At 62.6% G+C, this 19533-nt stretch carries 20 protein-coding genes and 1 tRNA gene; 7 read left to right on the forward strand and 14 right to left on the reverse strand.

The features are described from left to right. Nucleotides 1–29: 29 nt before the first annotated feature. Nucleotides 30–755 carry an alpha/beta hydrolase gene (locus WNY80_RS19795; RefSeq protein WP_342889130.1) on the reverse strand — a complete coding sequence of 242 codons (726 nt, stop codon included), beginning with the start codon at nt 753–755 and terminating at the stop codon, nt 30–32. Between the two features lie 60 nt (nt 756–815). On the opposite strand from WNY80_RS19795, the gene WNY80_RS19800 reads away from it, so the two are divergent. Continuing rightward, nucleotides 816–1853 carry a helix-turn-helix domain-containing protein gene (locus WNY80_RS19800; RefSeq protein WP_342889131.1) on the forward strand — a complete coding sequence of 346 codons (1038 nt, stop codon included), beginning with the start codon at nt 816–818 and terminating at the stop codon, nt 1851–1853. A gap of 182 nt (nt 1854–2035) precedes the next feature. Here the strand turns inward: WNY80_RS19800 and WNY80_RS19805 are convergent, their stop codons facing one another. Continuing rightward, nucleotides 2036–2452: a hypothetical protein gene (locus tag WNY80_RS19805; protein ID WP_342889132.1), complete on the reverse strand. Its 417-nt coding sequence runs from the start codon at nt 2450–2452 to the stop codon at nt 2036–2038. Nucleotides 2453–2816: 364 nt separating this feature from the next. Next, nucleotides 2817–2893: transfer RNA gene (locus WNY80_RS19810), tRNA-Ile, on the reverse strand. Nucleotides 2894–3217: 324 nt separating this feature from the next. On the opposite strand from WNY80_RS19810, the gene WNY80_RS19815 reads away from it, so the two are divergent. Beyond that, complete coding sequence (locus tag WNY80_RS19815; RefSeq protein ID WP_342889133.1) at nt 3218–3973, forward strand: SIMPL domain-containing protein; 756 nt, start codon at nt 3218–3220, stop codon at nt 3971–3973. A 110-nt stretch (nt 3974–4083) separates the two neighbouring features. Here WNY80_RS19815 and WNY80_RS19820 read toward each other — a convergent pair whose 3' ends face one another. The 4 genes from WNY80_RS19820 to WNY80_RS19835 all read right to left on the reverse strand — a co-directional run bounded on the left by WNY80_RS19820 (nt 4084) and on the right by WNY80_RS19835 (nt 7687). Further along, entirely contained in the window at nt 4084–4458 is a 375-nt protein-coding gene (locus WNY80_RS19820) for a hypothetical protein (RefSeq protein ID WP_342889134.1), read from the reverse strand. Between the two features lie 215 nt (nt 4459–4673). Next, complete coding sequence (locus tag WNY80_RS19825; protein WP_342889135.1) at nt 4674–5276, reverse strand: GNAT family N-acetyltransferase; 603 nt, start codon at nt 5274–5276, stop codon at nt 4674–4676. Nucleotides 5277–5287: 11 nt separating this feature from the next. After that, nucleotides 5288–5701, reverse strand: coding sequence for a ketosteroid isomerase-related protein (locus WNY80_RS19830; RefSeq protein ID WP_342889136.1), 414 nt, complete (start codon nt 5699–5701; stop codon nt 5288–5290). An 867-nt stretch (nt 5702–6568) separates the two neighbouring features. Further along, a complete protein-coding gene (locus WNY80_RS19835; protein WP_342889137.1) occupies nt 6569–7687 on the reverse strand; it encodes a DUF930 domain-containing protein in 1119 nt (372 codons plus the stop codon). A 238-nt stretch (nt 7688–7925) separates the two neighbouring features. Between WNY80_RS19835 and WNY80_RS19840 the strand changes: the two genes are divergently transcribed. Together WNY80_RS19840 and WNY80_RS19845 are read left to right on the forward strand one after the other, a co-directional pair. Continuing rightward, nucleotides 7926–8600 (forward strand): SDR family oxidoreductase, encoded by a 675-nt coding sequence (locus WNY80_RS19840; protein WP_342889138.1) that lies wholly within the window; start codon nt 7926–7928, stop codon nt 8598–8600. 114 nt (nt 8601–8714) lie between these two features. Beyond that, nucleotides 8715–9347 carry a glutathione S-transferase family protein gene (locus WNY80_RS19845; RefSeq protein ID WP_342889139.1) on the forward strand — a complete coding sequence of 211 codons (633 nt, stop codon included), beginning with the start codon at nt 8715–8717 and terminating at the stop codon, nt 9345–9347. A gap of 15 nt (nt 9348–9362) precedes the next feature. Here WNY80_RS19845 and WNY80_RS19850 read toward each other — a convergent pair whose 3' ends face one another. Continuing rightward, complete coding sequence (locus WNY80_RS19850) at nt 9363–9689, reverse strand: helix-turn-helix domain-containing protein (protein WP_342889140.1); 327 nt, start codon at nt 9687–9689, stop codon at nt 9363–9365. Between the two features lie 99 nt (nt 9690–9788). Between WNY80_RS19850 and WNY80_RS19855 the strand changes: the two genes are divergently transcribed. Further along, the gene (locus WNY80_RS19855) at nt 9789–10184 is read left to right on the forward strand and encodes a hypothetical protein (RefSeq protein ID WP_342889141.1); all 396 of its coding nucleotides are present in this window, start codon (nt 9789–9791) and stop codon (nt 10182–10184) included. A gap of 87 nt (nt 10185–10271) precedes the next feature. On the opposite strand, the gene WNY80_RS19860 is transcribed toward WNY80_RS19855, so the two are convergent. The 6 genes from WNY80_RS19860 to WNY80_RS19885 all read right to left on the reverse strand — a co-directional run bounded on the left by WNY80_RS19860 (nt 10272) and on the right by WNY80_RS19885 (nt 17295). Next, on the reverse strand, nt 10272–10505 hold the full coding sequence (locus tag WNY80_RS19860) for a hypothetical protein (RefSeq protein WP_342889142.1): 234 nt from the start codon (nt 10503–10505) through the stop codon (nt 10272–10274). 186 nt (nt 10506–10691) lie between these two features. After that, on the reverse strand, nt 10692–12734 hold the full coding sequence (gene rpoD / locus WNY80_RS19865) for an RNA polymerase sigma factor RpoD (protein ID WP_342889143.1): 2043 nt from the start codon (nt 12732–12734) through the stop codon (nt 10692–10694). 432 nt (nt 12735–13166) lie between these two features. Continuing rightward, nucleotides 13167–15182: a DNA primase gene (gene dnaG, locus WNY80_RS19870; protein ID WP_342889144.1), complete on the reverse strand. Its 2016-nt coding sequence runs from the start codon at nt 15180–15182 to the stop codon at nt 13167–13169. Nucleotides 15183–15433: 251 nt separating this feature from the next. Then, nucleotides 15434–16174 (reverse strand): LuxR family transcriptional regulator, encoded by a 741-nt coding sequence (locus tag WNY80_RS19875; RefSeq protein WP_342889145.1) that lies wholly within the window; start codon nt 16172–16174, stop codon nt 15434–15436. Nucleotides 16175–16177: 3 nt separating this feature from the next. Continuing rightward, nucleotides 16178–16639 (reverse strand): hypothetical protein, encoded by a 462-nt coding sequence (locus tag WNY80_RS19880; protein WP_342889146.1) that lies wholly within the window; start codon nt 16637–16639, stop codon nt 16178–16180. A 206-nt stretch (nt 16640–16845) separates the two neighbouring features. Beyond that, nucleotides 16846–17295: a GatB/YqeY domain-containing protein gene (locus tag WNY80_RS19885; RefSeq protein WP_342889173.1), complete on the reverse strand. Its 450-nt coding sequence runs from the start codon at nt 17293–17295 to the stop codon at nt 16846–16848. Between the two features lie 307 nt (nt 17296–17602). On the opposite strand from WNY80_RS19885, the gene carA reads away from it, so the two are divergent. Together carA and WNY80_RS19895 are read left to right on the forward strand one after the other, a co-directional pair. After that, complete coding sequence (gene carA / locus WNY80_RS19890) at nt 17603–18799, forward strand: glutamine-hydrolyzing carbamoyl-phosphate synthase small subunit (protein WP_342889147.1); 1197 nt, start codon at nt 17603–17605, stop codon at nt 18797–18799. Between the two features lie 168 nt (nt 18800–18967). Continuing rightward, nucleotides 18968–19498, forward strand: coding sequence for an NADPH-dependent FMN reductase (locus WNY80_RS19895; protein ID WP_342889148.1), 531 nt, complete (start codon nt 18968–18970; stop codon nt 19496–19498). Nucleotides 19499–19533 lie beyond the last annotated feature (35 nt).

A 19533-nucleotide genomic window follows, 5' to 3' on the forward strand; every position in this document is an offset into this window, starting at 1 on the left:
CGCCCCCTGAATGACAGCCGGCTATCGCTTCAGTCGCGTCCGGCATTCATGATTGCCGCCGCCAGGGCTTTGGGATCGGTAAAGCAGAGTTCGTGGCTACCCGGGATCTGCACCAGCCGGAACAGGCCGAGTTTCTCCGACAGCCGCGGGTGCCAGCCGAGGCTTTGCGGCAGCGCCGTGTCCTCGGTGCAATTGATATAGGACTTAGCGATCTCCATCTCTGCCGGGCTTTTCGTGAGCCTGATCGGGTCGGTGAAGGTCGCATAGGGGTGCGGGTTGAGCTTGCTGAATGCAGCCTCGGCGGCTTCAACGCTGGCGTCATTCATGAACGCCTCGCGCCAGACCGGGAATGGCAGCATCACGCTGTTGTCACGGCTGCCGGAGCTGATCGCATCGAACAGGCCGACATAATGCGGCGGAACCATATCGTTGAGGCATTCGCCGTCATTGGGCACAAAGGCGTTCCAGTAGACCAGCCGGCGGATACGGCCGGCCACCCGGTCGGCAGCCCCGGTGATCACCATGCCGCCATAGGAATGGCCAAGCAGGATGATGTCGGTCAGGTCATTGTCCTCGAGATAGCTGACCAGCGACGCGATCGCAGCCTCAAGCCCGGTGCTGCGCGGATCGCTGGGGCGGTTTCCCGCAAGCGTCGGGCAATGCACGGTGTGGCCCTCGGCCCGGATCGGGGCTGCGACGTCCTCGAACAGCTCTCCGGTGTGCCACGCGCCATGAACAAGTACATATGTCGCCATTTTCAAATCCTCCCGTTGGCGTTAAGCTCGGAACGCTACCGGGGCGGGAAATTCTGAACAATGGATCAGGGTGAACAGACATGGTCTGAGGCTGCACAGGTGACCGGGCCGCGCATCTGGCGCACCACGGAAGTCGATCCCGGTGAAGCCTTCGACTATTACCACGAGGGCATCTGCTCGGCCTTCATGCCGTTGCGCCCCGAGCTTGAGCGCTCATTGAGGCGCGGGTTTCAGGCAACCCATTACGCCTATGGCATTGGCGCCAGCACGCTCAATATGGTCTCCGCACAATCCCACCTGGTCCAACGCGGACCGGCAGAGATCGCCGCCTCGTCGGAGGACTGCTACTACCTCAATTTCCAACTCGCCGGCGACTGCCACATCACCCAGAACGGCACTGACATTGTTCTGCTGCCCGGCGATGTCGGCCTGTTCGACAGCTCGCAAAACTTCGGTCTGCACCACGACACCTTCCCCGAATTGAAGGTCGCCTCGCTGATGCTGCCCAAGCACAGCATCGGCGCGAACGGCGCGGACCAGCCGGCACGGACACCGCAGCTATTGTCCCGTCACCCGGTCTATGGCCGGTTGATCACGGAGGCGATGCAGACGCTGGTCGAAACCATCACCGCCGGAAACCATGCCGACATTGCTGGCCTGCAATCGCTGGTCATCTCGCTGCTGGAATTGACCGGCCGGCCGGACCGCGGGCATTCAGATGCCGGCGCAAGCGCCCTCACAGACAGCGGCGCCATCACCACAGACAGCGCCCGCGGCGCGGCCCAGTTGCTCAGGGTCAAACGCATCATCCGCGCCCGCTGCACAACGCCGGGCTATTCGGTCGCCGCCTGCGCCCGTGAGACAGCTCTGTCCGAACGCTACATCCACCGCCTGTTCGAAGGTGATGAAGACAGCTTCGGCACGTTCCTGATCCGCGAACGTCTCACCGCCGCAACCCGAATGCTGCGCCACCCCAACACCGCCCACCTGCCAACCTCAACAATCGCCACCGAGTCAGGCTTCTCCGACCCCTCCCACTTCCACCGCGCCTTCCGCAGCCGCTACGGTATGACACCGGGATACTGGCGGCGACGGTAGGGGGCGGTCGTCAACGGGCTCTGTGGGTATTTTGAAAAATTTTGAGCGTCGCCCCAACAGGCGGATTCAGGCTCTTTGATTTTATTGGATAATTAGCCTGTTGCCTCATTTAGTTCCCGGACTCGTCGTCACATAAGTCCGGATTCAAGGTCCTCATCGTCAGATAAGTGCGGACTCTCCAATTATTTCCTTCTTCCAGATACCGATGAGCACGATGAGAAAAGTTCTTGGATTTCCGATGCTGAACCAGTGGCCGTCATAAAAACCCCTGTCTCCTGGATTCCCACGACGGAGATTTTTTGTGATGCAGTTGGATCAAACCAGCGGCCGACTTTCGCGACGTCGTTGGGGTCGAGGGGCGGTGTCACAATTGTGTCTGTTTCCCCGATATCCTCGTCAGCGAACAGCTGCTCGTACCATACTAGGTCACGACCTCTGTCAACGAGGTCCACGACGAGCGGCAATTCGTGTTCAATACCGTCAACGAAGAGCGAGACATGATCATCGCGCCCCTTGCGAACGGACCATCGCGGCGAGGGCAACCTGGTCGACAGCACGATATGCAGATTGCCATTTGCTGAACACAGCAGATACAACAAGGCTGGGCGCTTCCCTTCTGTATGACGGGCTACCTCCATGCCGCTTCGCACTTCGAATGGGATACCTCTGACTGATCGCCACGCGACTTCGGTGGCGGTACTCGGCGAAACAGAAAGAACGGTACACGCACTTCCAATGAGGAGCAGCCACAATCGATTCTTCAGTGTTGTCCCCATCCCATCCCGTCCATTCCGATGCCTCAATCCTGCGCTTTGTAGCATGATCCGCAATTGGCGCAGAAATGCGTTTACAGTCCCCAGCGGGAGTCTGGCTCTTCCCGTCACAAATCGAGTCCGAACTTATGTGACGACAAGTCCGGACTTATGCTGTCTGAATCCGCCCTGTTGTGACGATGAACAAATTTGGTGGGCCCGGAGGGACTCGAACCCCCAACCAATCCGTTATGAGCGGACGGCTCTAACCAGTTGAGCTACAGGCCCGGAGGGTCACGGCAGCGCCTGGTGCTGCCCGTTGGCCGCAATTCTGAAATTGCCAGCCATCTCCCCGGCCGGACTGGACGTCCGGACGTTGGCGGTTTAGCCCAAAATATCTGCCTTCACAAGCCGTTGCCGTGGCGCCTTCAAAGCGGCGGTGGCCAATCAAACCGGGTTCCCGGGCACGTCGGCCAGAGACGCGGCGAAATGCAATCTGGCGGCTTGCGCAGCTGCTGCCTGGCTGGCACATCTGTGCGCGCCGCAATGCCTCCACATTCGCGCGCCAGACAGGGCGCATAGGGACAATCGACCTCTTACCGGAGACTTTTCATGACCTCAGCTTTCACCGCCCGCCGCCGCATGATCCTTGCCGGAGCGCTGTCCGCCCTCATGTTTTCCGCGGCCGCACCGGCCTTTGCCGATGACGCCAAGCGGCCCGAACCGGGCGTGATTTCCGTGTCCGGCGAAGGCGTGTCCGCGGTCGCACCCGACATGGCGGTGATCTCGCTCACCGTGTTGCGCCAGGCCGAGACCGCGCGCGAGGCACTCGACGCCAACAACGAGGCGATGGCCGATGTTCTCGCCGCGATGAAGGCCGAAGGCATTGCCGAGCGCGACCTGCAGACCGGCGCCTTCTCGGTGCAGCCGCGCTGGGTCTACCCGAAGAACGACGACAGCGAGAACCGGGAGCCGCGGATTGTCGGCTACACCGTCAACAACACGCTGACCGTGCGCATCCGCGATTTGAGCCGGCTCGGCGACATTCTCGACACCTCCGTCAGCCTCGGCGTCAACCAGGGCGGCAACATCGTCTTCACCAATGACGACCAAGACAAGATCCGCGAGGCAGCCCGCCTCGATGCCGTCGCCCAGGCCAAAGCCAAGGCCGAAGCCATGACCGGCGCGCTGGGCGTCTCGCTTGGCCGGATCACCCAGATATCGGAGAATTCCTACTCCGCCCCGCCGGCGCCGATGGCGCGCGCCGAAATGGTGATGATGGCCAAATCGGCCGATTCGGTTCCGGTCGCCTCCGGCGAGAACGAGTACCGCGTCACCGTCAACGTCACCTGGGAAATCGCCCAGTAGGCTGAGGCTACCCTCTATCCGCTGTCCGGGGACAAACCGGATCGCAGACAGCACAAAACCCCGGGAGGGAGGCGCCCCCGGGGTTTTGCGTGTCCGGATATGTGCCCGGACTAGCGACGGTAGCTGATCACCGGGCAGTTGCGCTGATTGGCAAAGACCACCCGGACAGTGCGGTGATGGCGCACGCCCTGGACGACAACCCGCCGGTTGTTGGCACGAACGACATCGGCGCGGCGGACGCCCATGTGGCGGGCTTTCTGTACCGCGCGCTGCGGCTTGCAGGCGCTGCGGCCATGGCCACGATGGCCTTCAAACCGGTTCCAGCCGCCGCGACGGTCATGATCGCGGATGACGATGCCGCCGCCATGGCCGCCGATCGAGAGTTCAAATCCGACGCCGCCGGCATTGGCGGCAGGAGCGGAAGCGGCGACGCCGGCAGTGGCGACAACGAGGGCGGCGAGGGCATTGCGAATGAAAGTGTTCATGACTGTTCTCCAGATTTGGTGGCGCTTTGCGCCTTGAGTGGGTGTCCCTGACTTCAATCTTGTCTCGACCGGTTGTCCCGTTCGATTGACCCCACACTAGCCCCGCCTGCCTGAACCGAATTGGAACCGGCCGTTCATCTCGCGTTCATGAAAGATTGCCCCGCCCGGCAGCCGCAATCAGCGGTCAAATGGCCGGATTGCCATGCACCGGATGCTCACAGATCCCGGCCCCAGACCTGCAGCCGCTTGACGCTCTCGTCCGTCTCGCCAAGGTCGCGCCAGGAAAATTCTGCCTGCAAGCCGTCGAGCGGCCGGTAGCCGAGCCGCCGCCAGAAACTCTCAAGCGGCACATAATCACGAGGCTTGGCCGGATGATCGGCAGGCCGGATCACCGAGGCGAAGACCGCGTGCGCAAACCCTTGCGCCCTGCCCGCCGCCTCGCGCATTTCGAAGAATTTCCGGCCCGCACCCTGCCCGCGAAAGCCAGGCAGCAGCACCGACTCGGCCAGGTAGAAGAAGTTCTTCGGATCGAGCCCGGCGCGGGCGAACGGCGCGGCGAACTCGTCGGCGTGATCGGCCAGCGGTGCGGCTGTCGCCGCCCCCACCATCCGCCCATTCGTATCCCGCGCCGCCACCACCAAGGCACCCGGCGAAGCGGCAAAGCGGCTCAGATAGCCCGCCTCGTAGGCCGCATCGCCGTCATAGAGATAGGGCCAGCCGGCAAACACCGCGATCCGCAGCCGGGCCAGGTCATCAAGCGCCAGCGCGATATCGTCAGCTGAAAGAACCGAGAAGCCAAGATCAGGTTTTGACGCCACCACCGGACACCTCAGCCGGCGGTGACCTGCGCGATCCAGTCGGTCAGGTTGTAGCTCATCGTCACCCGGCTGATGAGGCCGTCGTCGATCTCGAAGAAGATACCCGCGGGCAGCGTGTAGCGCTGGCCATTGGCTTCGGGCAGGCCCTCGTCGGTGGCCAGATAGGTGCCGCGAACGGTAAATTCCGCGGCGGCATGGGTTCCGCTCTCGTCGGCCATGATGACGATATCGCCAAGCTGCTCGTCGTAATGCCGGCTCATCTTCGCGTTGAACCAGCGGAATTTTTCCTTGCCGATCTCGCGTTCGCCCTGGTTGATGTCATGCGCCACGTCATCCGACAGGCACTCCAGCATGGCTTCCGAGCTCTTGGCGTTGAAAGCGTCGAGATAGCGGCGAATCAGGGCGATGGTGGTGTCTCTGCTCATGATGATCTCCAAGGGTAAAAGCGGGTTGCACACAGGTGCCACAGGCAAGCGGGATGGGGCAAGGGCAAGTGAGACGACCGGTTCATCCGCTCCCGGACTTAACGCCGTAACCGCTTCCCCGGTTCCACTGCTTCGGCGCCGCCGCGTCCGGGCACGCCAAATCCCCCGCGCGCGTCAACGCCGGAGTTTGAACAGGCTGGAGTCCGGAGGGCCGCACGCAGGCTGTGCCGTTCGGAATTGGGTTTGGTGGGCATGTCCCGCCTGAAGCGGAGACATGCGGGGTGGCGCAGCTTGCGCGCGGCCCGAGCTTCGCCGGATGGTGTCCACACCCGGCAGGCAGTTGCTTGCCGCTTTTTCGCCGCCCGGACACGGGCGACCGTAAGCGACGGGTGGCTTCGTCCGGCACGGGCTGGGCCTTGCGTTGACGATCCGGGCACGCCAGGGCGACGGCGATTGAACGCCACGCCTATCCCGCATCCGCAAGACGGCCCGCCACAGGCCCGTCTCCACCCTCACCCTGACAGCCGGCCGGCGCTGGCCGGGCACAAGGGGCAAGGATGACTCCGGTGGCTGGCTTGGCCGATCATCCCGTTCGGGGGTAACCCGTCCAGGCTGATCCTGCTGCCAGCGGAACCCGCCGGTGCACCGCCTCCTCCCTCGTCCCGCCGCACGTTACCGCAGGCTTCCGGAGGCCTTCCTCCCGCCTGGACCGACACGTTCGCGGGTCCATCCGGCAGCGGGAGCGGCATGAGTGTGACACGAGGTTTGGAGGGTGTGGACAAAATGGGGGGATTTTTGGTTTGTACTACCCGGTTATCGTCATCCCGGGCCGATCCACTCGTCATCCTCGCCACCGGTCCGAGGCCCTCAAAACTCCGGAAAGCCCCTTTGCCGCCACTGGGTACGCGGGACTGGCGTGCCGACCTTGAAGGTGAATGCGGTGACGCGGAGCGCGTCGGCGTCGACGGTGCAGCGGAAGCTCAGATTGTACCAGGCGCCGCCGGCGCGGAAGGCGGCGTTGGGCACGTTGAGCACAGTACCGCCGGGCAGCCGGTAGTTTGGCAGCAGTTCGACGCGGTAGGATTCGGGCGCGCGGCGCAGCTGCTCGCGCAACTCGGATGTGCAGAGCTGGCTGCCGCGAGCGTCGCGCGGCAGCGCCCCCATGGCCGTGGTCGCGACTGCATGACCGGTGTCGACGCTTGAAGACAGCGCCCGCACCCCGGGCAGGCCGTTGTCGACGGCAGGCGCGGCGTCCTGGGAACGCGGCGGCTCGGCCCTGGGCGGATCAGGCTTCCGCGGCGATGGCGCCGGGACGGCAGGCTTTTCCGGCAGCAGCGCGGTTTCGGTCTGTTCGGCCGTTTCCGGCTGGTCGGCAGGCAGGTCGCCTGACTGCTCCGCGTCGGCCACGGCGTTCTCGGCCGGCAGTGCCGGCGCCGGTTGCTCCACGGGCGCTTCGGCCGGATCTTCGGCCACGGTTTCCGGAGGGCTCTCGGCCACAGGCTCTACCGGTTCTTCAACCGGGGCGTCGGCCTCCGGCGGGACCTCGGCGGCAGTTTCGGGCTCAGGCTCCGGCTCGGACTCCGGCTCTGCGGCGGGCTCATCCGGTTGCGTCTCCGCCGGCTCTGCGGCAGGCGCTTGCGCCGCGCCGCCATCGAGCGCGATCTCCGGCCCCCCGTCCTCCTCGCCGAACTGGAACACCGGGCGCAGCACCGGGATCGGCACGCCCTCTCCCTCGTCTTCCGGCTCTCCCGGTGCAGGCAGGGCTTCGGCGGCCTGCTCTGGCTCCGGCTCTTCAGCGGGTTCGGGCGGGGCTTCGGCTTGCGGCTCAGGCGCGGGCTCGGGTTCCGGTGCAGGCTCCGGTTCCGGCGGCGGCACGATCGTCACCGCCACCACCTCTTCCTCGGGTTCGGCAGCCTCCATCGGATCGGGCAGGTCAAACAGCAGAACGGCCACGATCAGCGCGTGCAGAAACAGCGACAGCGCCAAGCCCCCGCCCAAACCGTTCAACCTGATTTCACGCCACCGCATCATGGAGCGAGCAATAGCAGAAAATCAGGCGAAACAAGGGACATGACAGGGCGGGTCACCAAATTGTGTGCAAGCGGCGACTGTCTTCCCGGATGCCTGGCGCCAAGGCCTCGGCCCGAGAGAAGCGCGGCGATGGAACGGCTCGGGGGCCTGTGCGTTGGCAAACCGACACGATTGCGATCAAGGAGCCTGTTTCATGACCACAAAGACCCTCTTCATCACCGGCGCATCCAGCGGCATCGGCGCCGCCACCGCCCGGGCGGCACGGCTGGCGGGCTGGAATGTCGGGCTGTTTGCCCGCTCTGAGGACAAGCTCGACGCGCTGGTCGAGGAACTCGGCGACCGCGCCATGGCCCTGCCCGGCGACGTAACCAGCCTGGACGAGCTGAACCAGGCGATGGCCAGGTTGCGGCACACCTATGGTGGCGTCGACGCGGCCTTTGCCAATGCCGGGATGGGAGTCGAAGCCGCAGGCACCGAGAACGGCGACCCCGACGAATGGGACACTCTGGTGGACGTCAACATCAAGGGCCTGCTCTACACCGCCAAGGCGGCAATGCCGCATCTGCGCCTGCGCAAGGGCCACATGGTGATGACCGGATCGGCCGCCGGACGGGTGCATATTTCCGGCTCCGTCTACGGCGCCTCGAAATGGTTCGTGCACGGCTATGCCGGCAACCTGGCCGAGGAGATGAAAGAGTGGGGCGGCCGCTGCACCGTGGTGGCGCCCGGCATGGTCAACACCGCCTTCTTCGACGAGGAAAAACCCGACAAGCTGCAGCCCGAAGACGTGGCCGACGCGGTGATCTTCGCGCTCGACGCCAATCCTCGCAACACGGTGCGCGAAGTCTTCCTGATGCCCTCGGACTGACCTTGCTGCTGCCGGGCCCCGCCGCCCGGCAGGCCACCGGCTTGTCCGTTTCCCCCGAACCTGCCATGACAAACGCCATCACAGGCACATGAGAGACAGACGGGAGAGAGCGAGATGAGCGGATATACGCTGTACTGGAAACCGGGATCGGGCTCGATGGTGGTCGAGGCGGCGCTGCGCATGGTCGGCGTGGCCTTTGACAGCGTCAGGATCAACGATGCCGCCGAGCTCGACACGCCGGCGTTCCGGGCGCTCAATCCGGCCGGCAAGGTGCCGGTGCTGGCCTGCGCCTCCGGCCCGGTGATTGCCGAAAGTGCGGCGATCCTGCTGGCGCTCGACGACCTGTTTCCCGAAGCCCGGCTGTTGCCGCCGCATGGCACGCCCGCGCACACCACCGCCGTGCAATGGCTGATCTTCATGGCGACCAACATCTATCCCGCAGCACTGCGCTATTATTATCCCGCCCGCCACACCACCGACACCAGCCCGCAAGCCGCAGACGCCATCCGGCAGCAGGCGGCACGCGACATGGACCGCGATTTCGCCCGGCTGGCATCGGCCTTCCAGGGGCCTTTCCTTGCCGGCCAGACCATGAGTGTCACCGATGTCTATGCGGCGATGCTGGCCGACTGGTACGAGCCGGCCAAGACCATGCCGGAGATTTCCATGCTGGTAAGCCGTGTGCTGGAAAACCCCGCCGTCAGCGACGCCTGGCGCCATCACGGGTTTGGCAAACAGGCTGGCTGACAGCGCTCACCTGCACTATTGCACCGGCGCAAGCCCTGCCCCGAAAGCAGCCATCGCGGCAATCACCGGCTCGACCCGCCGTCCTTCGGCAGTCAGCTCATACTCGGTCTTCGGCGGCACGGTGGGATAGATCGTCTTGGCGATCAGCCCGGCCTGCTCAAGCATGGAAAGACGCGCCGCCAGCATCCGCGGGCTGATGCCTGAGAGCGAGCGCTGCAACTCGCTGTAGCGCTTCTTGCCCGACAGCAGGTCACGCACGATCAGCGTCGTCCATTTTCCAGACAGCACGTCCGAAGCTTTCGCCACCGGGCATTCCTCGTCACAAACAATGTTTGTTTTCATGTGCTTATCCGAATTTTCAAGCTATACTTTTGGTAACTACTTCCTTTTGTATAGCTCTCTGAATAGGCTTTTGCAATCATCTGCAAAAGGAGAAACCTGATGACCCGATTGAAAACACTGCTCTGGATCGTTGCCGTCTCGCAACTCGTGCTCGGCGCGCTCACCCTGCTGGCGCCGGGCCCGTTCTTCGCCTGGATGGGACTGAGCGTTCCGCCGGCCGACAACCAGTACATGCTCGGCATGCTCGCCGCCCGCTTCCTGGCCTACGGCCTCGGCATGGCGGCTCTTGCCCGTGCCGAAAACCCCGACCCGTTCTGGATCCGCAACATGGTACTGATCCAGGTGATCGATTTCGGCGCCGGGCTCTATTACATCGCCACCGGCGTCATCGGCCTCGAGGTCGCGGCCTTCCCGATGCTCAATGCCGCGATCTTCGGCACGCTGTTGTGGCTGTGGACGCCGGGCCGCGCGTCAATGCGGGCGCAGGCCGTCTGAACGGTGCGCCGTCACCCGAATGCATGCCCGTCAAAGGCCCCGGCATCAACGCCGGGGTCAACCGTTTCCGACATCAGCTGTCTTGACCTACTTCGCCGGCAAAACCGTCAGCGCAAGCTTCAGCCCGGCGATCAGGAACGGCGTCGCGTGCATCAGCAGGTCAAAGATGTCGATCGGCTTGCTGAGCGTACCATTCGCCAGCATCTTCAGCTTTTCCCAGATATGCGGCTCGGGAACAAACGGCGCCAGCCCCAGCGTCAGGCACAAAATGATGACGATCGGCCAGGAAAACTGGTTGAGAAGGTTTGCAAGAAATTCCATCGGCACACGGCTCCGGCATGAGGCGGCCACCGGCGTAATGCGGCGGCGTTTGTACGCATATCATGCGGATGGGCGGGGAGTTCCAGAGGGATACATGCGATTGGGCGAATATGTCGCGGCAGCCAAGGAATGAAAAAGGGCGCGTCCGATGGACACGCCCTTGCCTGTTCAGCATTGCACTGTCGTTTAGCTATCCAGGAAGCTCCGCAGCTTCCGCGAACGGCTCGGGTGCTTGAGTTTCCTCAGCGCCTTGGCTTCGATCTGGCGGATACGCTCGCGGGTGACCGAGAACTGCTGGCCGACTTCTTCGAGCGTGTGGTCGGTGTTCATGCCGATGCCGAAGCGCATCCTGAGCACGCGTTCTTCACGCGGCGTCAGCGAGGCCAGCACGCGGGTGGTGGTCTCGCGCAGGTTGGCCTGGATCGCCGCGTCGATCGGCAGGATCGCGTTCTTGTCCTCGATGAAATCACCCAGGTGCGAATCTTCCTCGTCGCCGACAGGCGTTTCGAGGCTGATCGGCTCCTTGGCGATCTTCAGCACCTTGCGGACCTTTTCGAGCGGCATGGCGAGCTTTTCGGCCAGTTCTTCCGGCGTCGGCTCGCGGCCGATCTCGTGCAGCATCTGGCGCGAGGTACGGACGATCTTGTTGATCGTCTCGATCATGTGCACCGGAATACGGATGGTGCGGGCCTGGTCGGCGATCGAGCGGGTGATTGCCTGACGGATCCACCAGGTGGCGTAGGTCGAGAACTTGTAGCCGCGGCGGTATTCGAACTTGTCCACCGCCTTCATCAGGCCGATATTGCCTTCCTGGATCAGATCGAGGAACTGCAGGCCGCGGTTGGTGTATTTCTTGGCGATCGAGATCACCAGGCGAAGGTTGGCCTCGACCATTTCCTTCTTGGCGATGCGGGCCTCGCGCTCGCCCTTCTGCACCATCTGCACGATGCGGCGGAACTCGGAGATAGAGATGCCGGTTTCGGTCGCCAGGAACTGAATCTCGGCCCGGATTTCGCGAATATTGTTGGCTTCGGACTTGGCAAAGTCCTTCCAGCCCTTGGCCGACAGGTTGGCAATCGACTTCATCCAGTTCGGATCAAGCTCGGCGCCGGAGTACTGCGTCAGGAAGTCGTCACGCTTGACACCATAGCTCTCGGCCAGGCGCAGCAGGCGGCCTTCGTTGGAGACCAGGCGCTTGTTGATGTCGTAGAGCTGCTCGACAAGGCTGTCGATGCGGTTCTGGTTCAGCGACAGCGATTTGACCGCGGTGATCAGCGCGTCCTTCAGTTCCTTGTAGCGGCGCTCCTGCGCCGGCGACAATGTGCCGGTGGCGGCAAGGCGGGCTTCAACCTGCTGGTCCTGGAGCTTGCGCAACTTCTTGTAGGTTTCGGCGATGGTGTCGAGCGTTTCCATCACCTGCGGGCGAAGCTCGGCCTCCATGGCGGCGAGCGAGAGATTGTTCTCGTCGTCGTCGTCCTCTTCCTCTTCATACTGGCCTTCACCGCCGACATTGGTGACGTCGTCGGACTTGGCCTTCTCGGCCCGGGCCTTTTCCTTTTCCTCGGCCACCTTGCGGTCGGCCTCGATCTTCTCGGGGCTCTGGAACTGCGGCGCAGCCTTCGCCTCGGGACCGGAATAGGTTGTTTCCAGATCGATGATCTCGCGCAGCAGCGTGGCGCCCTCGTTGAGCTCCTCGCGCCAGATGATGATCGCCTGGAAGGTCAGCGGGCTTTCGCAAAGCCCCGCGATCATGGTTTCGCGGCCGGCCTCTATGCGCTTGGCAATGGCGATTTCGCCCTCGCGGGAGAGAAGCTCCACCGAGCCCATTTCGCGCAGGTACATGCGAACCGGATCGTCGGTGCGGTCCGTCGGCTCTTTCTTCTTGGTCGCGGTAACGGCAGAACCCGACGCGGTGGCGACTTCGCCGCCTTCGCTTTCGGTTTCAGTGTCGTCTTCGGCTTCCTTGTCTTCGCTGGCCTCGTCTTCCTCGACCACATTGATGCCCATATCGGAGAGCATCGACAGGATGTCCTCGATCTGCTCGGAGGTGACCTCCTCCGACGGCAGCACGGCATTGAGCTCGTCCATGGTCACGTAACCCCGTTTTTTCGAGGTCTTGATCATTTTCTTGACGGCATCATCCGACAGGTCGAGCAACGGCCCGTCGGGCGTAGCGCCTTCGCGCTCGTTGTCTGTGTCGTCTGCTGCTTCTTTTACCTTGGTTGCCATGGGCAGTCACTTTCCCCGGATTTCATTCGGTTGATATCTGCTGCGCCTGCCGAGAGGCGCGTACCTTCCGCCCTTCGGGCAGACGGCACTTTGCGAATCATCCGGATTGTTGTGGCGTACGCATGCTTAATTCCCTATTAACCATGCCGATCATTCAACTTTGCGGTCGTTGGCTCTGCGGTCATTCGAACCCCGGAAAACACGATATCGCAGCAAGCCCTTCGAGCTGCCTGATCCCGCGCGTTATTCATCCAACAGGTGATTCCCACAAAAATCCTATCCGTCAAGGCTTTACGGGCAAAAAGCGCTCGGATCGGGCGATTCGTGCGAATTTGCCTGCATTTTTGGTTTCATCGCCAGAATACCTATTTAGGAGGCCGGTTTGATTCCACAAGTGCGGCGCAGGCGAATTGCGACACACCGGCGCAGGCTTCACGCGCCGCGGCCCCCCTTGATCCGGCCAGAGAGAACGCCGAAGCCATCGATAATGGCTTCCTGGTTCTCGAGCCGCGCCACTTCCAGCTGAACCTCGCGCAGCGCCAGCATCAATCCCGGAATGGCCTCGCCGTCGCCGGCTTCCGTCGCCTCGGCGATATCGCGCTCGAGTTCGGCCTTCTGCCATTTCAGTGCGCGGGTGCGCTTGTGCAGCGACAGCGCCTGCTGGTAGCCCTCGCGCGCATCTTCCGAGGCTGCCTCCACGGTGGCCGTCCAGATCCGCGCGTTGCGGATCTGGCTTTCAAGCCGGGCGATGAACTCGCCCTGCCCGGCAGCCTCTAGTGCTTCAAACAGCCGCTCGCGGTCAAACCGGCCGCCAATGGCGGCAGCATCGAGCATCACCTGCCAGACCCGCATCAGCCCCTTGTCGTCAAACTCCAGCGCCGCCAGCTCGTCAAATTCGTCATGCAACATCTGCGGGTGATTGGCCACCGTCATCACCAGCACGGTCTCGCGCAATGACGGCATTGCACTGTGGCCGCGCACCAGCCCCGACTGCGACAGCCGCTCGGACACCGCCAGCCCGCGCGATGACTGTGCGCTTGCACCGCCGCGCCCGTCGCCGCGCCCGTTGCCGCGCTTGCCGTCACGCCCGCCGCCGCCGAAATTGCCGCCGCCGTAGGAACCGCCGCCGGACTTGCCCTGCCCGCGGTTGCCGTAGCCGGTGCCGGTGCCGAAAAACGCCTGCATGCGCTCGCGCATGTCCTGCTGGTAATGCCGGCGCAGGTTTTCATCGGCGATCAGCGAGGTGGTCTGCCTCAGTTTCAGCTCAAGCTCCGCCCGGCTTTCCGGCGTTTCGAACACGCCGCTGCCCGCCTCGCGCGACCACACCACATCGGCCAGCGGACGTGCCGAAGCAATCACCTGGTCAAACGGCTCACGCCCGTCATGGCGTACAAGATCATCGGGATCCTTGCCCGGCGGCAGCACCGCGATCCTGAGCGTCCGTCCCGGGCCGATATGCGGCAGGGCAAGATCGACCGTCCGGTTGGCGGCGCGCTGGCCCGCCTCGTCGCCATCGAAACAAAGCACCGGCTGTTGCGTCACCCGCCAGAGCAGCTTGAGCTGGTTTTCGCCCAGCGCGGTGCCCAGTGGCGCAACCACGTTGTCGATGCCCGCCTGCGCCAGCGCGATGACATCCATATAGCCCTCGACCACGATCAACGTGCCGTCCTGGCCGCAGGCACGCCGGGCGCGGGCATAATTGTAAAGCACGTTGCCCTTGTGAAAGAGCTCTGTCTCGTTGGAATTGAGATACTTGGCCGGTGCGGTCGGTGACAGCGCGCGGCCGCCAAAGGCAATCACCCGCTCGCGCGACGACAGGATCGGGAACATGATGCGGTCGCGGAAGCGGTCATAGGAAACCGCGATCTCGGGCCCGTGCACCACGAGTCCGCAAGCCTCGATCTGGTCCTTGTCGACGCCGCGCGCGGCCAGATGTTCTTTCAGCGCACTGCGGTTGTCATTGCTGTAGCCGAGCCGGAAAGCCGCGATCGTCCGGCCCGAAAGGCCACGGTCACGCAGATAGGCCCGTGCCTTGGCGCCCTGCGGCCCCTGAAGCTCGGCCTCGAAATAGGATGCCGCCATTTCCATGACGTCTTCGAGCGTGGCCCGCTGGCGCTCGCGCCGTGCCTCCTGCGGGTCCTGTACCGGCAGCGCGATTCCCGCCATATCGGCGACACGCTGCACCGCTTCGGGGAAATTCAGGCTTTCAAGCTCGGTGAGAAACTTGAAATGGTCGCCCGACACGCCGCAGCCGAAGCAATGATAGCGGCCCTTGCGGTCCTCGCAGTGAAAACTCGGGGATTTCTCGCCATGGAACGGGCAGCAGGCCCACCAGTCGCCGCGCGAGGTGTTGGTTTTCTTCCTGTCCCAGGTCACATGCCGGCCAATCACGTCCGAGATCGGAACGCGTTCACGGATGTCATCAAGAAAGGACGGTGAAAACCGCAATATCGGAGCGCCTCCGGGCGCAAGCAGGAACAGGTTGAAGATCCCGCCTATATAGGCATGGCAGCCGGTGCTGGCAAAGGCCCTGACACCTCACTCCCCGTTATGCACACCGCCGGGTTCCACGGGATCGACACCCAACGCCGGTCAGCAATTTGCGGCAGGAAGAGTGCGGGCAGTGTTGATGTGGCTATCGAAGCATCGCCAGGCGCGAAATCAGGATGCGGCAAGGCAGAGCGCCCACGGGCACAGGCTTACTTGAACAGACCCAGACGTATCGCGTAGACCACCGCCTGTGTCCGGTTGGAACATCCAAGCTTCTTGGTCGCAATCGTCGCGTAGTGATTGACCGTGTGCTCGGACAGCCCGGTAATGCGCGCGATCTCGGGGCTGGTCTTGCCTTCAGCGGTCCATTTGAGAATTTCGACTTCGCGGTCATTGAGAACCGATTTCGCCGCATGATCGGCGACACTTATCCTGGAAATCTGCTCGACCAGCATGGTCGAGAACAGCGACAGCGTCGACAATTCTTCCACCGGCAGCGGATCCCGGTCTCCGACGAAGGAAACCGCGTGGCGCAGGCCGTGATTGTCATGGACCGGAAAATACACGCCCATTGTCAGATCGAAGCTGGAAAACAGCTCGTTGGCGTCTTGCGGCTCTTCTCCCGGGCGCCTTCTGGTGATGTCCTCGATATCGAACACCAGCGGGGTGATCTGCTTGCGCAACCGGTCAAGCACGGGACTGTTTTTGGCAAGGCCGAGCCTGTCGTACCCCGCGATCAGTTCCGGCGGCCAGCTCGAAATCGTCGCCAGGCTGGCAATCGAGGTATCATCGCCCGAGATCGCCGAAGGCAGCGTGATCACCGAAAAATAACGGAACCCGTGGCTCAGGCAGGTCTTTCGCAGCACCTGCATGGCATCGAAAATGGTCCGGATTGTTTCGATCATCGCGAATGAGCCGGAGGAATCGGGCGGAGTTGGGAAATCGCTCACGAGTCACTCACCGCTCAAGATCACTGCGCGCACCATGTCCTGATACTCGTGGCAATAGCCGATCAGCTCGCCGCCATTGTCCTCGCGGTAACGGCCGGCGGTTGCGACAAGCCGGTAAGATCCCTTGCCGTCCTCGACCCTCAGGACCATGCGGAAGCTGTTGTGCTCCGTGGTGACTTTGCCCAGCACCTGCTCGACGAGGATGGCGTCTTCCGGGTGATACCGTGCAAGAACCTGGGCCAGGCTGACCGGGTCGCTGGAAGCTTCCATCAGATGAATGCTGGCGCAGTCCTCGGACCAGTAAATAAGCCCGGTCTCGATCTCCAGTCGCCAGACGCCCAGCGGAACCATCGAGCCAAGCAACTCGACGATTTCGTCGGAAGACACACCCACATGATCCCGCTGCTGCTTCAGAAAATGACGATCGACCTGATCGAAATGTATTTGAGATGCAGCATTGAGCATGATCGGGGATTTCCTTTGCGTCGTTCCGATTCAGCAATTCCAGCGAATCGGACGATTGCCAACAAGCCGCCGGGTATGAGCAGTCATGCCGTCAAACCATTCCAAGATCAAGGGCTTAACAATACCCGGTAGCGGCACGTTTGGCCGGGTTCCGGCAAGGCAGGCTGTTGACAAATACAGCCTTCACCCGCCTTCCGGAGATGCCATTATTGCAAAAGGCCTTTGACCATGCCGCAGGCCTTGGAAAAGTCCATCTGCCCCGGATAGCGCTCCTTGAGCACATTCATGCATTTGCCCATGTCGCGCAGACCGGAGGCACCGGTTTCCGAGACCACCGACTTGCACAGCTCGCGCACTTCCTCTTCCGGCAGCTGCTGTGGCAGGAACTGGCGGATGATGGCAATTTCATCGCGCTCCTGCTGGGCAAGCTCGAGACGTGCATTTTCCTCGTAGATCGCAGCCGATTCCTCGCGCTGCTTGATCATCTTGGTCAGGATCTGGAGGATATCGTCATCGCTGACGGGATCCTTGCCTGTGCCGCGATTGGCGATATCACGATCCTTGATCGCCGCCTGGATGAGCCGCAGCGTCGACATACGGCGCGTATCCTTGGCGCGAATCGCATCTTTGAGCGTTTCGCTAAAACGTTCACGCATCATGTAACTTTCTCCGGCAGTTCCTTCTCAGCCCTTTCGGGCCTACACATGCAGAAGCAGAGGATTACCCCCATGGCTGCATCCTGTTCAAGCTAATTATTGAGAAGCTCACACCACGGTGCTGATTGACCGCAGCCTGCACCTTCTCTATTTACCGGCAATTGAAAGACCGGACCAAGATCCATTCTTCGCGGGAACTGCTGACCGCGGCTGGTATCCGGCCATCTTAAATGGCGATGCCCCGATCAAACATCAAGGGGCCTCAGCCCGGTGAACTGCCGGCTTATCAGCTGTGAACGGAGTTGACATGACCACGAGCCCCTGGACCGAGACGAAACCAACCGCCGTCCTGGTTTTCGCCGATGGCACCGTTATCAAAGGCCACGGCGTCGGCGCCACCGGCCAGGCCCGCGCGGAGGTCTGTTTCAACACCGCGCTGACGGGCTACCAGGAGATCCTGACCGATCCTTCCTACCTGGGGCAGATCGTCACCTTCACCTTTCCCCACATCGGCAACATCGGCGCCAATGACGAGGACATCGAGGATCTCACACCCGCCGCGCACATCGGCGCGGTCGGCGCGGTCTTCAAGGCCAGCATCACCGATCCTTCCAATTACCGTTCGGCCGGGCATTTCGACACCTGGCTAAAGGCCCGCGGCATCATCGGCCTGTCCGGCGTCGACACCCGCGCACTGACCGCCTGGATCCGCGAGAACGGTGCTCCCAATGCCGTCATCGCCCACGATCCATCGGGTAATTTCGACATTCCCGCACTGGTGGCCCAGGCCGCTGAATGGAGCGGGCTCGAAGGCCTCGATCTCGCCAAGGACGCCACGTCGGGCCAGTCTTCAAGCTGGACCCAGGGCCCCTGGGTCTGGAACGAGGGCTTTCCCGAGACCGGCGAGCCGGTAGCTCACATCGTCGCTGTTGATTATGGCGTCAAGCGCAACATCCTGCGCCTGTTCACCGGGCTCGGCTGCAAGGTCACCGTGGTTCCTGCAACCATGAGCGCCGAGGACATTCTCGCCATGGCGCCCGACGGGGTGTTCCTGTCCAACGGCCCCGGCGACCCGGCTGCAACCGGCAAGTACGCCGTGCCTGTGATCCGGAAGCTGATCGACAGCGGCCTTCCTATCTTCGGCATCTGCCTTGGTCACCAGATCCTGGCGCTGGCGCTGGGCGGCTCCACCGTGAAGATGCATCAGGGTCATCACGGCGCCAACCACCCGGTCAAGGACTACACCACCGGCAAGGTCGAGATCGTCTCGATGAACCACGGCTTTGCAGTGGATGCGAAAAGCTTTCCCGAAGGCGTCGAGGAAACCCACGTCTCGCTGTTTGACGGCTCCAACTGCGGTCTGCGGCTGGTCGGCAAGCCGGTGTTCTCGGTGCAGCATCATCCTGAAGCCTCCCCCGGCCCGCAGGACAGCCACTATCTATTCCGCCGTTTCATGAACATGGTCGCCGAACGCAAGGGCCTTGAGGCTGTCGCAGAACGCTGAGTTCCTGAAACAGACGATTGATCGCCGAAACATGAGGCCGGCATCGGCCTTTTGAGGCGCTGCGGGATGAAAGCAAGCCCGCGGCGTTCGCTCACTGCACCTTGCCAGCTCTGCTGTGCGGAAAGAGTGGCCGTTGCACGCTGCACAGGCCTGTTCTAGGTATCCGGCATGAAAATCCTCGCCATATCCGGCAGTGGCCGTGGTGCATCGACCAACACCGCCATGCTCAATGCCGTCTCGGACATAGCGCGCCCGCATCACGAGGTGACCGTATTCTCCGGTGTCGCCCGCCTGCCGGTTTTCTCCCCGGATGCCGAACGCAGGCCGCTACCGCAATCGGTGCAGGATTTTATCGGCATGATCCGGGAAGCCGACGGGCTGATCATCTCCAGCCCGGAATATGTCAGGGCGATACCTGGCGGGTTGAAGAATGCAATCGACTGGCTCGTCTCGCGCGAGGAAATCATAGGCAAGCCAATTGCGTTGATGCACGCGTCGCACCGTGGCGACGATGCGCTTGCTCAGCTGCGACTGGTTCTTTCCACCGTCAGCGCAGGGTTTACCGATGAGCCGTTTCTCAGGATCGGGCTCATGAAACTCCCGCCTGAAGAGATATCCCGGCTGATGCTGGAGCCTTCACACAAAGCCGAAGTCACGGATTTCCTCCGGCGCTTTGTTAACTATTGCGGCCTGACCTGAACCCGCAGCCAATGGCCAAGCCCTCTGCCGGGCGG

This window comes from Hoeflea sp. AS16 (genome assembly GCF_038900095.1).
In the GTDB taxonomy this organism is placed as follows: domain Bacteria; phylum Pseudomonadota; class Alphaproteobacteria; order Rhizobiales; family Rhizobiaceae; genus Hoeflea.

Coding starts and splice junctions, on each gene's coding strand:
- WNY80_RS19795 (WP_342889130.1), bottom strand. CDS start 755: ATGGCGACATATGTACTTGTTCATGGCGCGTGGCACACCGGAGAGCTG.
- WNY80_RS19800 (WP_342889131.1), top strand. CDS start 816: ATGGATCAGGGTGAACAGACATGGTCTGAGGCTGCACAGGTGACCGGG.
- WNY80_RS19815 (WP_342889133.1), top strand. CDS start 3,218: ATGACCTCAGCTTTCACCGCCCGCCGCCGCATGATCCTTGCCGGAGCG.
- WNY80_RS19820 (WP_342889134.1), bottom strand. CDS start 4,458: ATGAACACTTTCATTCGCAATGCCCTCGCCGCCCTCGTTGTCGCCACT.
- WNY80_RS19830 (WP_342889136.1), bottom strand. CDS start 5,701: ATGAGCAGAGACACCACCATCGCCCTGATTCGCCGCTATCTCGACGCT.
- WNY80_RS19840 (WP_342889138.1), top strand. CDS start 7,926: ATGACCACAAAGACCCTCTTCATCACCGGCGCATCCAGCGGCATCGGC.
- WNY80_RS19845 (WP_342889139.1), top strand. CDS start 8,715: ATGAGCGGATATACGCTGTACTGGAAACCGGGATCGGGCTCGATGGTG.
- WNY80_RS19850 (WP_342889140.1), bottom strand. CDS start 9,689: ATGAAAACAAACATTGTTTGTGACGAGGAATGCCCGGTGGCGAAAGCT.
- WNY80_RS19855 (WP_342889141.1), top strand. CDS start 9,789: ATGACCCGATTGAAAACACTGCTCTGGATCGTTGCCGTCTCGCAACTC.
- WNY80_RS19860 (WP_342889142.1), bottom strand. CDS start 10,505: ATGGAATTTCTTGCAAACCTTCTCAACCAGTTTTCCTGGCCGATCGTC.
- rpoD (WP_342889143.1), bottom strand. CDS start 12,734: ATGGCAACCAAGGTAAAAGAAGCAGCAGACGACACAGACAACGAGCGC.
- WNY80_RS19880 (WP_342889146.1), bottom strand. CDS start 16,639: ATGCTCAATGCTGCATCTCAAATACATTTCGATCAGGTCGATCGTCAT.
- WNY80_RS19885 (WP_342889173.1), bottom strand. CDS start 17,295: ATGCGTGAACGTTTTAGCGAAACGCTCAAAGATGCGATTCGCGCCAAG.
- carA (WP_342889147.1), top strand. CDS start 17,603: ATGACCACGAGCCCCTGGACCGAGACGAAACCAACCGCCGTCCTGGTT.
- WNY80_RS19895 (WP_342889148.1), top strand. CDS start 18,968: ATGAAAATCCTCGCCATATCCGGCAGTGGCCGTGGTGCATCGACCAAC.